Source organism: Nocardia abscessus NBRC 100374, from assembly GCF_000308455.1.
GTDB classification, from domain to species: Bacteria; Actinomycetota; Actinomycetes; order Mycobacteriales; family Mycobacteriaceae; genus Nocardia; species Nocardia abscessus.
Map to the genome: position 1 here is coordinate 28,905 of NZ_BAFP01000129.1, position 17,026 is coordinate 45,930.

Consider the following 17,026-nt stretch of genomic DNA (forward strand, 5'->3'; position numbering starts at 1 on the left):
CTGTCGCCCACGCACTTCAGAACACTGCCCCTATCCGTGGTCGATAATCTTCGATTCAATACTCATGCTCGACACGAACGCGTATGTCGGAAAGTCCGATTCCGATCACATAGTTCCGAACAGAATCACTTCCCTGCCGTCTCCGATTTATCCTCACACCGCAACGGCCCTCGCCGTCATTCCCGACGACGCCGCCGAACCATCGGCATTTTCAGTGCGCGTGATCACCTCGCGGCAAGGAAGCAGACCGACAGCGAGCCGCGGCCACCGAAGGCATCCGCCCGGTCAGACCACGGATCCATGCTGCCGAGCGGTCCCACCGCGGCGCGCCGAGGACGCGCACCGCCGCGAGAACAAAAGCGGCGTCGCAGCCGTGCCGATCACGGGGCTGTCACCATGGATTGCTATATCCGCGCAACGGAACTCGCGTGCGGACGAATCACGCCATACGTTCGCGAAATTTTCAGGGACGATGGTTCGGTAAATACGCCATGGTGGATAGCACCGGCACTCGGCTGCCGAGGACGATCACTCGCGGCAGATAGGGATACCGAGACGACCGCCGGTCGCATTCCGCACCCGAATGTCCGATCGCCACGGCGAGACCGCACAGAAGTACGCCATGGACGGTAACCGCTTGCGGTGAAGGCCCATTGACGCCTGCTCGGACAGCTGAGCGAAGTACGACCCACGCGGCCGACGCCGGGGCCTAGCTCGGTTGCTCGATGAGCCGGAAACCGGTGACGATCGTAGGCTCGATGGCGACGACGGTGTCCATGACGCCGTCGGCCCACGGTCGCAACAGCTCTGCGTAGCGGGCGACCCGTTCGGGGTCGGTGACGGTGCGGGCGAGGCCGGTTACGACAACCGACCAGCCGACATGGCTGACGGGGTCGATATCGTCGGCCTCGTAGGCCACGACGACGCACGGATCGGCACGGATGGTGTCGGTGAGCCGCGAGGTGACCCGGGTACGCACCACGACCGCCCCGCCGTCGACGAAATGATTGACCGGGCGGATCGCGGGCAGCGCATCGCGGGTGAACACCACCCGCCCGTAGGCCACACTCGCCAGCAGCCGCAACGCCTCCTCGCGGCCGAGTTCGACGAGCGTGCGGCTCGGGACGCCGTTGTCCGCGATGCGGCCGTTCGATGCGATCATGATCTCGTGCCGGGGCACATTGCGCGCGAAACCACCTGGCAATGTCCTCGCTTTCCGGTCTTCACTCGACACTGCGGCCTCCAATCCCATCACCGAGTCGCGCTGTCGGACAGGGCAGAAAGTCCTCGATCCGTCCTTCGCCCACGCCTGTCACGATCCGCTCACCTCCGGGCGCGCCGGCCTCCGGATCGCGGCGTGCTCACGCAGCCGCCGGATCTCCCGCTCGATGCCTTCGGCTAGCACCGCGATGTCGGGCGCGGTGTCGTAGTCTCCGGTGATGCCGAACGTCAGGTGGCCCGCGTAGCTGAGAATCGCGACCGCGGTGCGCAACCGCATCGCGATCGGCGTGGCAGGTAGCAGTTCCAACACCTCGCGCCCCCGGACGGACAGCTGGTCGCGCGGGCCGGGCACGTTGGTCACCAGCGCGCCGACGGTTCGCTGCGGAAACCGGGCCAGCAGACGGAGACTCCACGCCATGGGCGCGAACGGCAACCGGCCCGCCAGCCCGAGCACCGAATTCTCCGCTTGCGCCTCGCCTCCCGACTTGTGTCGCGCCATCCGCTGCCGAATCGTGTCCAGCCGCTCGACCGGGTCGCGGACATCGATCGGCAGGAACGGCAGCATTGCCGAAACGCGGTTGTCCAGCAGGTGTTTCGCCTCGTCCGACCGCATCGAGACGGGGACGAGGATGCGCAGCGTGTCCGGGGCGGGCCGTTCGTTCCGGCCGATCAGCAGGTCGCGGTAGGCGGCGGCGACCGCGGCCAGGACGACGTCGTTGACGGTGGCGCCGAAGGCGGCGCCGATCTCGTGGACGTCCGACAGGGCGGCGCGAGCCACGACGTACCGGCGCTGTCGTCCGATGGGGCCGTTGAGCGAGCACTCGGTGGCGGGCGACATGGCGGCCGTCGCGAGTGGCGCCAAACCGCGCGCCATCCCGATCACGGAGCGGGGCACGGTAAAGGGCAGCCGCGTCACCTCTCGAACCAAGTCGAGCCATTGCGGCTCGACCCGGCTTTGCGGTTCGGCCTGGCTTTGCGGTTCCGGCGCGGCCTTCTCCGGCTCCTCCGGCACCGCATCGCACAGATGCCGGAACACCGAGATCCCCGACACGCCGTCCACCAGGCTGTGATGCGCTTTGACGAGCAGCGCCCAGCGGTCCCCGGCGAGATGTTCGACGACGACGCACTGCCACAGCGGATGGTCGCGATCGAGCCGCTCCTCCAGTTCGCTCGCCACCAGTTCGCACAGCGCGGGCTCGTCGCCCGGCGTGGGCAGCGCCGTCCACCGGATGTGGTGTGCGAGATCGAAATTCGGGTCGTGTTCCCACACCGGAGTCACCAGATCGAGCGGCGCTCGCCGCACTTTCTGGCGCAGCCGCGCGTTCCGCTGCACACCCCGGGCGAGGACGCCGGTGAACTCGTCCCTGCTCGGCGGAGAGCCGGAGATGATCGCCACCGCACCGATCCCGAGACTGATGTGCCGATCCGCGTCCTCTAGTTCCATGAAGCCCGAATCGAGGGGCCGTAGTTCTGTCATGGGGCATGCTCATTCCGGGTGGTCGATGCCCGACGCCCGCCGAGCCCACGGCCCGTGCGACGCGCATCGCAACACCCCGATCACCTGTTCGGCACCGATCCGCCGGATCCGGTGCCTCGGCGGCGACCGGCGCGGAGCGTGCGGAACAGGGTCTACTCGGTTCGTCCCTCCAGCATCGCGCGATCCCTCGGCGTAGATGATGGCCGAAGGTCACCGAATGCAGGGCACTCCGGCCACGGGACGTGCGCATGGACCCCGTTGACTGCCGCACCGGAGCACATCACGCGTTCTCCTGCACATCCGCCACCGCCGGGGGAAGAATCTACGTATGCGAACCGTACTCGTTCTCGGTGCGGGGTTCGGAGGACTGGAGCTGGCCACCCGCCTGTCGGGTTCGCCGGCCGACGAGCTCCGTATCGTCGTCATCGACCGCAATGACTCCTTCACTTTCGGCTTCGCCAAACTGGACATCCTCTGCCGAGACGTACCTCCGGAGGCCGTGCGCGTGCCGTACGCCCGCTTGGCGCATCCGCGTGTCGAATTCCGGCAGGAGGAGGTCACCGAGATCGACCCACGGACCCGCCGCGTCCGCACCGACCGCTCCGCGTACGAACCGGACATTCTCGTCGTCGCGCTCGGCGCCGACTACGACCCGGACGCGACCCCCGGTTTCGTCGAAGACGGCCACGAGTACTACTCGATCGACGGCGCCCGCCGATTGCGTGACCGCCTCGTCGGCTTCGACGGCGGAGACGTGATCCTCGCGGTCCTGGGCGTTCCCTTCAAATGCCCGCCCGCTCCCTACGAAGGCGCGATGCTGCTGCACGAGATGTTCACCCGGCGCGGGATCGGTGACCGCACCCGAATCCAGGTCGTCACCCCGATGGACTCGCCGATTCCGGTCTCCCCGGATACCTCCGAGGCCATCATCGAAGCGCTGACCCGCCGCGGAATCGGCTACGCGCCCGGACGCCTCGTTCACGCACTCGACCCGAGCCGCCACATGGCGAGCACCGGGACCGGCGATCTCCCCTACGACCTGTTCATCGGAGTGCCGAGACACCGGGTGCCCGCGGTCGTCGAGGCATCGGGCCTGACCGAGGGCGGGACCGACGGCTGGGTCGCCGTCGATCCGCACACCCTCGGCACGCCGTACCCGGGCGTCTACGCCATCGGCGACTGCGCCGACGCCCCGGTCCCGCGTGCGGGCGTGTTCGCCGAGGACGCCGCCCGCACAGCCGCCGCGGCCATCGAAGCCGAGCTGCGCGGATCGGCGACGCCGGAGCGGTACCGCGGCCGGGGCGCATGCCATATCGAGTTCGGAGACGGACTGGTCGGCAAGGTCGATGCCGATTTCCTCTCCGGTCCCGCGCCGGTCGCGCCGTTCACTCCGCCGTCGCCGGAGCTGGCCCGGGAAAAGTCCGCCGCCGCCGAGGCCCGGCTGCGCCGCTGGTTCACCGGCTGACCGGGCAGTCCCCGCCCGGCTCGCCCGAGCGCCATGCCCGCGTCAGCACGTCGGCGATCTGGGCCAGTCCGGACGCGACGGTCATGCGCCAATGCGTTGTCGACACGGCGTGGTTGTGTACCCGGCCGTCGACGACCCGGCTCCAGATGGATGCGCCGACGCACCCGGTCGGATCGTCGAGTGCGGCGGTGAAATAGATGACGTCGCCGCGGTACACGGGCGGGTCGTAGGCGCCGCGCAGCGCCACCGAGTGCACGGCCGCGTCGAGGATCCGGCTGACGCGGTCGGCGCCGAACGACGCGAACGGTTCCGGGAGTTCGGCCATCTTCCCGGGTAGCGCGGTCCAGTCCACCTCCGCGACATTGCCAAGGTCGCCCGCTTGCTCCCCGAGCAAGCCGCCGATCAGTTCGGCCACCGGCACCTGGCCCGCGTCATCGGGCGGCGTATCCGGTGGATCGGCCATGTAGCTGTCCATCACCGCGAGCAACTCGACCTGCTCGCCCGCGCGCTGCAATTGGACCGCCATCTCGTGCGCGATGACGCCGCCGAACGACCAACCGAGCAGATGATAGGGACCTGTCGGTTGCTGGGAGCGGATCAGCTCCAAGTAGCGCTGCGCCCATTCCTCGATCGAACCCGGCATCACCTCGTCGCCCGCCAGCACGGGCGTCTGCAGCCCGTAGATGGGCCGGTCCGGGTCGAGGTAGGCGGCCAGACCCGCGTACGACCAGGAGATCCCCGACACGGGGTGGACGCAGAACAGCGGGGCGGCCGAACCTCCGGGACGCAACGGCAGCAGCATGTCGAAGGCCGCTTCGGTCTCGACTGCGCCGCTCGCACGGCGGGACAGGTCGGCGACCAGCTCCGCGGGCGTAGGGGCGGTGAACACCCGCATCACCGGAATCCGAGTGCCGAGGCCGGACGACAATCGAAGGGTCAGCTTGGCGGCGAGCAGGGAGTTTCCGCCGTGTTCGAAGAAGTTGTCGTCCATGCCGAAGCGCTCGGCGCCGAGCACCGCGGCGAAGGCGGCGGCGACGGTGGCCTCGACCGGGGTGGCGGGTGCGCGGAACTCCCGGGCACGGAATTCGGGCGCGGGTAACGCGCGCCGGTCGAGCTTGCCGTTGGGAGTCAGCGGGATGGCGTCGATCACCACGATCGCGGCGGGCACCATGTAGCCGGTCAAGTGTTCGGCCACCTGGGTGCGCAGCCGAGCCGGGTCCGGCCGGGCACCCGGCTCGGGTAGCACATAGCCGACGAGCTGGTCACCGAGTGCGGGATCGGTGCGGACCAGCGCGACGGCCCGGCGCACGCCAGGGCACCGCACCAGCGCCGATTCGATTTCGCCGAGCTCGATCCGGAAACCGCGCAGTTGCACCTGCTGGTCACCGCGCCCGGCGTAGACGAGCCCGGCGTCGCCGTCGCACCGCCCCCAGTGTGCGATGTCGCCCGAGCGGTACATCCGGGAACCGGGCGGCCCGAAGGGATTCGCGACGAAACGCGTCGCGGTGAGGCCGGGCCGTCCCGTGTAGCCGCGTGACAGCTGACCGCCCGCGACATAGATCTCACCGGGAGTGCCGAACGGCGCCGAGCGCAGACGGAAGTCCAGCACGTGGGCGTCCAGCCCGGGTAGCGCGCTGCCGATGAGGCTGACCGGACTGTCCACCAGATGCTCGCCGACCTCCAGGAAGGAGACGTGCACGGTGGTCTCGGTGATGCCGTACATATTGACGAATCGCGTCGCCTCCCCCGGATGACGCTCGTACCAGCGTCGCAGGTGCCGCAGATCCAATGCCTCACCGCCGAAGATCACATACCGCAGCGCGAATTCCCCTGGTGCGGCCGAGGCGTCGCGGTCCGCTTCGACGAGTTGACAGAACGCCGACGGCGTCTGGTTCAGCACCGTCACCCGTTCTCGAATCAGCAACTCGCGCAACTGCTCCGGTGAGCGCGATGTCGCGTAGTCGACCACGACGACGGTGCCGCCGGTGCCGAGCGCGCACCACAGTTCCCACACCGAGAAGTCGAAGGCGAAGGAGTGGAACAGCGTCCAGACGTCGCTCTCCCCGAATTCGAACAGCGGCTGCGCACCGGCGAACAGCTCCATCACGTTGCGGTGCGTCACGCCGACGCCCTTCGGCACGCCCGTCGAGCCGGAGGTGTAGATGACGTAGGCGAGGTTGTCCGGAAGCAGCGGCGCCGCCCGGTCGGCATCGGTGACCGGATCGTCGGCGAACTGCGAGGTCTGCTCCAGCAAGACCGTGGGCAGACCGGCGTCCGGGATGGCGGGCCGTTCGGCAGCGGTCGTCAGCACGCACACCGGCGCCGCGTCGGCGAGCACGAAGGCCAGCCGCTGCGCCGGGTAGGTGAGATCGATGGGCAGGTAGGCGGCACCGGCCGCGAGCACCCCGAGCAGCGCCGCAGGCAACTCCTCGGTGCGCGAGACCGCGACGGCCACAAGGGTTTCCGGCCCTGCTCCGGCCGCGATCAACGCACGGGCGATGCGGTTGGCGCGCCGTAGCAACGCCTCGAAGCTCAGCGTGGCGGCGCCGAAGCGGACGGCCGCCACATCCGGTCTGCGCCGAGCCTGCTCGGCGATCAGCTCCGGCAGCGTCGCCCCGTGCGCGGCCGCGACATCGAACGGCGGCACGCAGGCCAGGCGCGCGGGCGAGACCGCGGGAAGGCCTTCGTCCGCATCGAGAATATCGATGTCCCACACCCGCACCGAGGGATCGGCCGCCACCGCCGACACGATGCGCTCGAATCGTCGCCGGAAGGCCCGGACGGTCGCCTCGTCGAAGAGTTCGGTGGCGTAGGTGAACGTGACGGCCATTCCCGCCGGGCCGCCCTCGGCGCCGGGCCGGGGCTCGACGACGACTTGCAGATCGAATTTCGCCGTGATCTCACCACTGTCGGCAGCTGTGACGGTCAGGTCCGGCAGCTCCAGCGCGGGCTGCTCGATGTTCTGGAACGACAGCATCACCGGAAGGAGGAGGTTGCGCGTCCCGGTGCGTGCGGGGTCGGCCTCCTCCAGCACACGTTCGAAGGGCACATCGGCGTTGGCGAACGCCGAGAGAGCCGTTTCCCGGGATCGTTCGACCAGGTCGTCGAACGTCGCGCCCGGGTCGACCTCGACGCGCAGAGCCAACGTGTTGACGAACATCCCGACCAGGTCGTCCAGCGCGCGCTCGCCGCGCCCGGCGACCGGGGTGCCGATCACGACGTCCGTGGCGCCGCACAGGCGCCCGACCAGCGTGGCGAGCGCCGCGTGCACCACCATGAACAGCGTCGCGTTGTGCGCGCGGGCGATCGCGGTCAGACGTCGATGCACGTGCGCCGGGATCGTGTAGCCGGTCGCCGCGCCACGGGTCGAGGGAGTCGAGGAACGCGGGCGATCGGCAGGCAGCTCCAGCGGTCCGGTGAGCCCGGCCAGCTGGTCGTGCCAATACGACAGTTGTTGCGCGGCAAGGGAATCGTCGGCGTCGTCGCGGCCGATGACGGCATGCTGCCAGAGCGCGAAATCGGCGTACTGGACCGGCAGCGGCCTCCAGTCCGGCGCACTGCCGTCACGGCGGGCCACGTAGGCGGTCACCAGGTCGCGCGCCAGCGGTGCCAGCGATGCCCCGTCCGCCGAAATATGGTGTGTCACGATGACGAGCAGATGATCATCGCCGGAGGCGAACAGCCGTAGGCGGATGGGCGCGGCCGCGGTCACGTCGAAGCCCGCGGACATCAGCCCGTTCACCATTTCCGCGACTTCGGCGCCGTGATCCTCGACCGCGAGCCCGTCGGGAAGGACCGTGCTCGTCGACTGGATCTCCTGGTACGGCTGCCCTTCGGCGTCGACCGGGTAGCGGGTGCGCAGCACCTCGTGGCGTTCGAGGACGTCGGCGACCGCGTGGCGCAGGGCGGGCAGGTCCAGGCGACCGGTCAGCCGAATGGCGAAGGGCAGGTTGTAAGCGGGAGATTCCGGCTCGATGCGGTTGAGCAACCACATCCGCTGCTGTGCGAGCGAGAGCGGGATGCGATCCGGCCGTCGCGAACGGACCAAGGGCGGACGAGCGGGGTCGGCACTGCCGCGGACCACCCGCGCGGCGAGCGCGGACACCAGGGGCGCCTCGAACAGGTCGCGCACGGTGATCTGCGACTCCAGCGCCTCGTTGACCCGCGCGACGGCTCGGGTCGCGAGCAGCGAATTGCCGCCGAGCGCGAAGAAGTCGTCGTCGATTCCGGCCCGCTCGATGCCGAGCAGATCGGCGAACACTCCGGCGACGGCCTGTTCGACGGGATTGCGAGCAGCCCGGAACTTTCCGGCCTCGACCACCGGCTCGGGCAGCGCCTTGCGGTCGAGCTTGCCGCTGCCGTTCAGCGGCAGCGCGGGTAGCTCGACCAGCGCGGACGGGATCATGTAGCCGGGCAGTACCGTCGCGAGCCCGGCCGAGAGCTCCCTACGGTCGATGACCTGCCCTGGGCGCGGGACCACATAGGCCACCAGCCGCTCCCCCGCCGGGGAGGGCACCACCGCCGCGACCGCTTGGCCCACCGACGGCTGCGCCAGCAGCGCGGTCTCGATCTCACCGAGCTCGATCCGCTGGCCGCGGAATTTCACCTGGAAATCGGTGCGCCCGAGGAATTCCAGTCGCTCGGGCTGTTTCGTACCGGGCGCACGCCAGATCGCCAGGTCGCCGGTGCGGTACATCCTCGTTCCGTGGTCGAACGGGTTCGCGACGAAACGGCCCGCGGTCTGCGCCGCCTGCCGCACGTATCCGCGGGCGAGCTGGTCTCCGGCCAGGTACAGCTCGCCCGGCACGCCCGCGGGCACCGGCCGCAGGCGCGAATCCAGCACGTAGACCTGCGTATTCCACTGCGGACGGCCGATCGGCACGGTCGACCCCTCCGCCGTCCCGGCGGGCCAGTAGGTCACCGACACCGCGGCTTCGGTGGGTCCGTACAGGTTGTGCACCTGCGCATCGGTGACCGCGCCCAGCGCGCGCACGGTCTCCGGCGGCAGCGCCTCGCCGATGACGAGCACTGTCCGCAACGTCGCCAGGCTTTCCGCCGCCGCGTGCGCGGCGAAAACGGTCAGCATCGAGGGGACGAAGTCGGTGACGGTGACCTGGTGGGCGGCAATGGTCGCGGCGAGGTAGGCCGCGTCGCGGTGCCCGTCGTGGTCCGCCACGACGAGCTTCGCGCCCGCTCGCAGCGGCATCAGGTAGCCCCACAGCGAGACGTCGAAGGTGGTCGCCGTCTTCTGCAGATACACATCGCCCGGGCCCATGGGGTATTGGGCGAGCATCCATTCGATCTGGTTGTCGATCGCCTTGTGGGTGACCGCCACACCTTTCGGGCGCCCGGTCGACCCCGACGTGAAGATCACATACGCCGGGTGCTCCGGCAGCACCGGCCGCAGCAGTTCCTCGGAGCGAATCGGTGCGCCCGAATACCGATCGGTTCCGAGCGTGTCCAGATGCAGGACGGCGACATGGCCGGGCATCGGCACCGCGTCGGCGGTCCTGGTCAGCACGCAGACCGGACGGGCGAGGTCGAGAACGTGCGCGATCCGCTCGGCGGGATGGTCCGGGTCCAGCGGCACGTACGCGCCACCGGCGGCGAGGACGGCGTACATGCCGACCACCAGATCCAGCGAACGCCGAACCGCCAGTCCCACCAGCGATTCCGCGCCGACGCCGCGGTCGATGAGCAGCCGGGCGAGCCGGTTGACCCGCTCGTCGAATTCCCGGTAGGTCAGCTGCCGGTCGGCGAAGGCGACGGCGATGTCGTCCGGATGCCGCGCCACCGCGCGCCGGTAGCCGTCGAGCACCAGACCGGCGGGGACCGGGTGCCCGGTGTCGTTCCAGTGCACCAGGATCGCGGTGCGCTCCGCGGCATCGAGCAGGTCGATCTCGCCCACCGGGCGATCCACCGCATCGACGACGGCCGCGAGGATCGCGCACAACCGCCGGGCGAAGCCGGCGACCGTGGCCTCGTCGAACAGGTCGGTGGAGTAGGTGAACGCCGCCGAGATGCCCAGCGGTGTCCGCTGGTCCTCGTGCGGCACCATGGTCAGCTCGAGATCGAATTTGGCCAGGGGCAGCGCGAAGTCGAGGGCGGAGACGAGGAGCGCGGGCAGTTCCAGCGTCGTCGGCGCGAAGTTCTGGAAAGTCAGCATCGTCTGGAACAGCGGGTGGTGCGCGCCGGCGCGCACCGGGTCCAGCACCTCCACCAGGCGTTCGAACGGCAGGTCGGCATGGCCGAACGCCTCGATGTCGCGGCTGCGCACTTGATCGAGCAACTCGGCGAAGGTATGCCCGGGGTCGATCTCGCTGCGCAGCGCGAGGGTGTTGACGAACATGCCGATCAGGCCGTCCACCGTGGCTTCGCCGCGTCCGGCCACGGGTGTGCCGATGGTGATGTCGCGGGTGTTCGACAGCCTGGCGAGCAGGACGGAGTACGCGGCGTGCGCGACCATGAACAGCGTCGCGTCGTGGCGCTGGGCCAGCCGGTGCAGCGCCGCGTGCACCGGCGCGTCGATCTTGAATTCGTGGGTGGCGCCGCGGCCGGAGAACACCGCGGGGCGGGGCCGGTCGGCGGGTAGATCCAGCCGTTGCGGCAGGTTCGCCAGTCGTTCTCGCCAGAATCCGATCTGGCGGGCGAGTGTCGAGGTCGCATCGCTTTCCTCGCCGAGCATCTCGCGCTGCCACAGGGTGTAGTCCGCGTACTGCACGGGCAGCGGCTCCCAGCTCGGAGCACATCCGGCGGCCCTGGCCGAATAGGCGGTCATCAGATCGGCGGTCAACGGGCCCATGGAGGAGCCGTCCGCGGCGATGTGGTGGACCACGGCCACGAGTACGTGCTCGGTCTCGTTCGAGCGCAGCAGACGCAACCGGATCGGTGGCGCCGCCGTGACGTCGAAACCTTCGACCACGGTGGCCACCGTGCGCTCGGGAATCTCGGCTTCGGTGACGTCGAGCACCGGCAGCTCGGGTACCGCGGCCGGATCCGACATGGCGTGCACTCGCTGGCTGCCCGTGCCGTCGCACTCGGGATAGCTGGTCCGCAGCACTTCGTGCCGCTCGACCAGGTCCCGGATAGCGGCGCGCAGCGCCTCCACGTCCAGCTGTCCGCTCAGCCGCACGGCCACTGGAATGTTGTTGCTCGCCGCGGCCGGGTCGAACCGATTCAGGAACCACATCCGCCGCTGTGCGTACGACAGCGGCACCCGCTCCGGTCGCGCCACCGGTCGCGGCGCGGGGTGGGACACCCGGGTCAGTTCGTTCAGGCGCGCGGCCAATTTCGCCACCACCGAGGACTCGAACAGCAGCGCGACCGGCACCCGGACACCCAGCGCGGCGCCGAGCCGAGCCGCGGCTTGCGTAGCGATCAGCGAGTTGCCGCCGAGTTCGAAGAAGTCGTCGTTCGCGCCGACTCTGCCTGCGCCGCAGTCCGGCACGAGCAGCGCGGCGAAGATGTCGGCGACCACGCGCTCGGTCGGCGTCGCGGGCGCGCGGAACCGCCGGGTGGTGAGCACGGGTGCCGGGAGGGCGGCGCGGTCCAATTTGCCGACCGGCGTCAGCGGTAGTTCGTCGAGCACTGTGATCGAAGTCGGAATCATATATGCCGGAAGGGTTTTCGCGAGCAAGTCGGCGAGTTCGCCGGTGTCGAGTGCCACCCGGCCGCAGCGTCCGTCCGGGGTGGGCGCCACGCGCGGCAGCACGTAGGACACCAGCGCCCGGCCGCCGGACGGCAGCGTCGTGCCCAGCGTCGCGGCATAGTCGACGTCGGGATGAGCGGTCAGCGCGTTATCGATCTCATCGAGTTCGATCCGCAGCCCTCGGATCTTGACCTGGAAGTCCACCCGGCCGTGGTGTTCGAGCAGTCCGGCCGCGGTGCGCCGGACCAGATCGCCGGTGCGATACATGCGGGCGCCGGGGACTGCCGCGAACGGATTGGCGACGAACCGGTCGGCGGTCAGCTCAGGCCGTCCGAGGTATCCCTGAGCCAGCGCCGGTCCGGAGAGGTACAGCTCGCCGATCACGCCCGTGGGCACCATCCGTAGCCGCGCGTCGAGCACGTGGACGCCCAGCGCGGGCACCGGCGTGCCGATATGGGTCGGGCCGCCCGCGCGAAGTGCCTCGGTTCCGGTGGCGAAGATGGTGGTCTCGGTGGGGCCGTACACGATGTAGAACGACCGGTCACCGGTCGCCCACCTGGCCACCAGCTCGGGACCGACGCGCTCCCCGCCGCACAAGACGGCCCGAAGGTCGTCGAGTCCGGCCGGATCGATCGACTCCAGCGCGCCCGGGGTGATGCACAGATGCGTGACCCGCTCACGCCGCAGCAGATCCGCCAGCTCGACGCCGCCGAACACCGCGGGCGGCGCGACGACCAGTGTCGCGCCCGCCGAGAAGGCCAGCAGCATCTCGATCACCGAGAAATCGAAGCTCGGTGTGCACAGATGCGTGACACGCGAGTCCCGGGTGACCGCGCGGGCGGCGATCTCGTGTTCGACCAGGCTCGCGAGGCCGGCATGGGTGACGGCGACGCCTTTGGGCTTGCCCGTCGAGCCGGAGGTGTAGATCACGTAGGCGAGGTGCTGTTCGGTCAGCGGACGCAGCCGATCCAGGTAGCAGACCGAATGGCCGGGCTGGGCGGCGACCCGCTCCCGGTGCGCCGGGGCGTCGAGTTCGATCCACGCGATCCCGGTGCTGGTCAGTGCCTCCCGATGCGCCGAGACGGTGAGGCCGAGGACGGAGCCGGAGTCCGCGATCACGTGGGCGATGCGATCGGCCGGGTAGGCCGGATCGACAGGCACGTAGGCGGCGCCGGTCTTCGCGACCGCCCAGACCGCCAGCACCGACTCCACCGAGCGGGTGATGGCCACCGCGACGCAGTCTCCCGGCCCCACACCCGAGCCGATCAGATAGCGGGCCCATCGCGAGGACGTCTCGTCCAGCTCTCGATAGCTGAGTTCGCGCTGATCAGCAGGATCGCCCGTCGGATTGTACCGGACGGCGGCCGAGTCGAAGGCTGTGTCGACCGCTGCGGCCAACAACTGCGGGAACAGGAGATTGCGTGCTCGTGAATGATGGGCGCGACGTGCGGAACGGCGTGTCGGGGTCATGCGGTGGCGAGTTCACTCTCTGGTCGATCATCAGCCGCCCTGGCGATGGAGCCAGAAGCAATGCCTCAAATGCGTGAACCATGACCCGAGCGTGCAGATCGGACCTTAGCGAACCCCGATCGGATCGGCGCGCGGAGGTTGGGAAAGTTCATAGGGGTACCCCGGCACACTTTGGGCTATGACATGGCGTGATGTGAATAACATTCATTCCTGTATGGAATCGATGTGATCAATATCACTGCCTGCGCGCTCGTCCGCACCAGCCGACTGCGGGTTGCCCACCTAGGTTTCGCACCGACACCGGCATGATCGAACGGGAACGATCCTTTGACCGTGAGCGAGGAGGAACCGTGCGAAGTCCATCGATTCATGTCGCCTCTCTGCGGAAGGGCGAAGAGGTCCACCGCAGCGAACTCGGCTCACTCACCAGGCTCACCGCCGACAGCTTCCCGATCCTCAGCGGGCTCTCGATCAAACGCCTGACGCTCGCACCGGGCGCTGTCCGCGAACCGCACTGGCATGCCAACGCGACCGAACTCACCTACTGCACCGCCGGACGGGCACTGGTCTCGGTCCTGGACGACGCCAGCCGATTCTCCTCGTTCCTCGTGAGCGCGGGCGAGATGTTCCACATCGATTCCGGAGCGCTGCACCACGTGGAGAACGTCGGCGACACCGAAGCGGAGTTCATCCTGGCTTTCCGCCACGAACGCCCCGAGGACTTCGGCTTCAGCGCCGCTCTGGGCGCGATGACCGATTCGGTCCTCGGCAACACCTACGACCTGCCCGCCGAGGACTTCGCGAAGATCCGGCGCGATACCACCGCAAAGCTCGTCGTGAAACGCGACGGCGACCCCGACATCCCGCCCACCGCACATTTCGGCGACCCGCACCACTTCGCGCTCGAGGCGATGCCCGCGCAGGTGGACTCACCGGTCGGTTCGGCGCGCACCGCTCGCGCCCAGTTCTGGCCCGCGCTGCACGACATCTCGATGTACTCCCTGCGAGTCAGGGAAGACGGGATGCGCGAACCGCATTGGCACCCCGTGACCGCCGAAATGGGCTACGTCCACCGAGGCTCGGCGCGGATGACGATCATGGATCCGGACGGCACGTTGGACACCTACACCGTGCACGAAGGCGAGGTGTACTTCGTGCCCCGCGCCTATCCGCACCACATCGAAGTCGTCGATTCACCCGAGATCCACCTGCTGATCTTCTTCGACCAACCCACACCCGCGGACATCGGCTATCGCGCCTCCATGAGCGCTTACTCCCGAAAAGTGCTCGCGGCGACATTCGGCGTCGCCCTCGACGCGCTCCCCGACCTGCCCTTCACCGCCACGGACCCGTTGATCGTCACCCGGAACAACGCACTCGCACCATAGCCACGGCCGCCTCGCCGCACTGCCCGCACGGTGGGGCCATGGGTGACCGCTGGCAATTGACCCATAGGTAATTTACCCTCGAGTCAATTCAGTTCTTCGAATGGAGCCGGGTGATGGCGACGAGGTCGTGGTGGGGATGGGGCAATCGGGAGGATGCGGTGACCGGCGCCGAGCGGGAGGCGCTGACCGAACGGGTAGCGGCCCTGCTCCCGGAGGCCGAGTTGACGGTGCACGAGGCGCCGGATCCGAAGTCGTTGAATGTGCCCGCACCCCGCGTCCGGGTGCCGGATACGCTGGCCGGCCTGGCCTCGGAAGACCTCGTAGATCGCGTCGCTCACGGCCACGGGCAGGCATTTCGTGACGTGGTGCGGAACCTGCTCGGCCGGGTGGACCACGTACCCGATCAAGTAGTGCGGCCGCGTACCGAGCAGGACGTGGTCGACATCCTGGACTGGTGCGCGAGCGCGGGCGTCGCCGCGGTGCCCTTCGGCGGCGGAACGTCGGTGGTAGGTGGTGTCGAACCCCGCTGCGCCGACGCCTACGCCGGATCCGTGGCGCTGGACACGAGCCGTCTGGGTGAGGTTCTCGAACTCGACCGCACCAGCCGGGCGGCGCGGATCCAAGCGGGCATCCTCGGCCCGGCCCTGGAAGCGGCACTGCGGCCGGACGACCTGACGCTGCGGCACTTTCCGCAGTCGTTCGAGTTCTCGACGCTCGGCGGGTGGCTGGCCACCCGGGCGGGCGGCCACTACGCGACCGTCTATACCCACATCGATGACATGGTCGAATCGATGCGGGTGGTCACACCGGCCGGGATCAGCGAATCCCGCAGACTGCCCGCGTCGGGTGCGGGGCCCTCGCCGGACCGGATGTTCCTCGGGTCGGAGGGCATCCTCGGCGTCATCACCGAGGCGTGGATGCGCGTGCAGGATCGTCCGCGCTGGCGGTCCGGAGCGTCGGTGGTGTTCGACGACTACGGCGCGGCCGTGGCCGCGACGCGCGCCATCGCCCAGTCCGCGCTGTATCCGGCCAACTGCCGGCTGCTGGATCCGATGGAGGCGTTCATCAACGCGGGCGCCAACGCGGCCGGCGGGGTGCTGGTCCTCGGATTCGAATCCGCCGACCATCCGGTCGATGAGCCGATGCGCCGGGCGGTGCGGATCTGCCGCGAGCACGGCGGCACGATCCCAGATGGCGTTCGCACCACCGACTCGGCCGAAGACTCGGCGCGCGCGGGCGCCGCCGACACGTGGCGCTCGTCGTTCCTCCGTATGCCCTACCAGCGCGACGCGCTCGCGGCCCAGTCCATGATCGTGGAGACCTTCGAGACCGCCTGCACCTGGGACCGTTTCGAGGCACTGCGCGCGGCGGTGCAGGAAGCGACCACGGCGGCATTCCGATCCGCCGGTGTGACCGGTGCGCTCACCTGCCGTTTCACCCACGTCTACCCCGACGGACCCGCGCCGTATTTCGGCATCTACGCCGCAGGCCGCTGGGGACGGACCGTCGAGCAATGGGACGAGATCAAGACCGCCGTATCGGAAGCGCTCTACGTCAGCGGCGCGACCATCACGCACCATCATGCCGTCGGCCGCGACCACCGCCCCTGGTACGACCGCCAGCGCCCGGAACCGTTCGCCGCGGCGCTGCGGGCGGCCAAATCGGCACTCGATCCCGCGGGAATCCTCAATCCCGGCGTGCTGATCGACCCGACTCCGCACCCGCCCACCCGGGAGGCTCCGTGAGCAGGCCGGGCACCAAGGGCGTGCCACGAGAGCAGCGCGAGGAGCAGCTGCTCGATGTCGCCACCACCGAGTTCGGCGAACGCGGCTACGCCAAGGCTTCCGTCGCCGAGATCGCCTCGGCCGCAGGAGTCTCCAAGCCACTCGTGTACGCCTACTTCGGCTCCCGCGACGGGCTGCACGCGGCCTGCGTGCACCGCGCCGGAAAGAGTCTCCTCGACGCGGTCGCGGCCGCTCAATTCACTCACGGTGCGCACGACCGGGCGCTCGCGACGCTGACCGGCATCTTTCACGCACTGGACGGGCGCACACAGAACTGGAAGATCATCTACGACACCACACTCCCCCGGCAGAGCGCGGCCCACGCGGTGGCCCGGGAATACCAGGACGCCTTGAACGGCATGGGCTCAGCAGGCGTGTCGCAGGTACTGGCCGATGCCGGCAACGCCGACACCGACGATCACTCGCTGCTGCTCACGCTGTGGTTCAGCATCGTGTCGACCACCATCTCCTGGTGGAGCGACCATCCCGACCACACACCCGAGGCCATGACCGAACGCTGCCTGCGTCTGCTCACCACGATCCGCGGCACGGCCACTCCGCGAGCCTGACCGT

General features: G+C 69.2%; 7 protein-coding genes. 4 read left to right on the plus strand and 3 right to left on the minus strand.

Annotated features, from left to right (window positions below):
• Positions 1-709 precede the first annotated feature (709 nt).
• On the minus strand, positions 710-1,162 hold the full coding sequence (locus ON19_RS26335; protein ID WP_051169340.1) for a pyridoxamine 5'-phosphate oxidase family protein: 453 nt from the start codon (positions 1,160-1,162) through the stop codon (positions 710-712).
• Positions 1,163-1,312: 150 nt separating this feature from the next.
• On the minus strand, positions 1,313-2,698 hold the full coding sequence (locus ON19_RS26340; RefSeq protein WP_043698585.1) for a wax ester/triacylglycerol synthase family O-acyltransferase: 1,386 nt from the start codon (positions 2,696-2,698) through the stop codon (positions 1,313-1,315).
• Positions 2,699-3,026: 328 nt separating this feature from the next.
• Here ON19_RS26340 and ON19_RS26345 point away from each other — a divergent pair, with 328 nt between their 5' ends.
• Positions 3,027-4,163, plus strand: coding sequence for an NAD(P)/FAD-dependent oxidoreductase (locus ON19_RS26345; RefSeq protein ID WP_043698587.1), 1,137 nt, complete (start codon positions 3,027-3,029; stop codon positions 4,161-4,163).
• Here ON19_RS26345 and ON19_RS26350 read toward each other — a convergent pair.
• The gene (locus ON19_RS26350) at positions 4,153-13,281 is read right to left on the minus strand and encodes a non-ribosomal peptide synthetase (RefSeq protein ID WP_051169336.1); all 9,129 of its coding nucleotides are present in this window, start codon (positions 13,279-13,281) and stop codon (positions 4,153-4,155) included. The two genes, ON19_RS26345 and ON19_RS26350, sit on opposite strands and share 11 nt — an antisense overlap.
• A 305-nt stretch (positions 13,282-13,586) precedes the next feature.
• On the opposite strand from ON19_RS26350, the gene ON19_RS26355 reads away from it, so the two are divergent.
• From ON19_RS26355 to ON19_RS26365, 3 genes are all read left to right on the plus strand, one after another.
• Positions 13,587-14,669 (plus strand): cupin domain-containing protein, encoded by a 1,083-nt coding sequence (locus tag ON19_RS26355; protein WP_083899648.1) that lies wholly within the window; start codon positions 13,587-13,589, stop codon positions 14,667-14,669.
• Positions 14,670-14,782: 113 nt separating this feature from the next.
• Positions 14,783-16,414 (plus strand): FAD-binding oxidoreductase, encoded by a 1,632-nt coding sequence (locus ON19_RS26360; RefSeq protein WP_043698589.1) that lies wholly within the window; start codon positions 14,783-14,785, stop codon positions 16,412-16,414.
• Positions 16,411-17,022, plus strand: a complete 612-nt coding sequence (locus ON19_RS26365; protein ID WP_051169337.1) for a TetR/AcrR family transcriptional regulator — start codon at positions 16,411-16,413, stop codon at positions 17,020-17,022. The genes ON19_RS26360 and ON19_RS26365 overlap by 4 nt, the downstream gene beginning before the upstream one ends.
• Positions 17,023-17,026: the final 4 nt, after the last annotated feature.

What these genes read in the sequence shown, in the direction of transcription:
- ON19_RS26335 (WP_051169340.1), bottom strand. Translation starts at nt 1,162, where the DNA reads ATGATCGCATCGAACGGCCGCATCGCGGACAACGGCGTCCCGAGCCGC.
- ON19_RS26340 (WP_043698585.1), bottom strand. Translation starts at nt 2,698, where the DNA reads ATGACAGAACTACGGCCCCTCGATTCGGGCTTCATGGAACTAGAGGAC.
- ON19_RS26345 (WP_043698587.1), top strand. Translation starts at nt 3,027, where the DNA reads ATGCGAACCGTACTCGTTCTCGGTGCGGGGTTCGGAGGACTGGAGCTG.
- ON19_RS26350 (WP_051169336.1), bottom strand. Translation starts at nt 13,281, where the DNA reads ATGACCCCGACACGCCGTTCCGCACGTCGCGCCCATCATTCACGAGCA.
- ON19_RS26355 (WP_083899648.1), top strand. Translation starts at nt 13,587, where the DNA reads ATGATCGAACGGGAACGATCCTTTGACCGTGAGCGAGGAGGAACCGTG.
- ON19_RS26360 (WP_043698589.1), top strand. Translation starts at nt 14,783, where the DNA reads ATGGCGACGAGGTCGTGGTGGGGATGGGGCAATCGGGAGGATGCGGTG.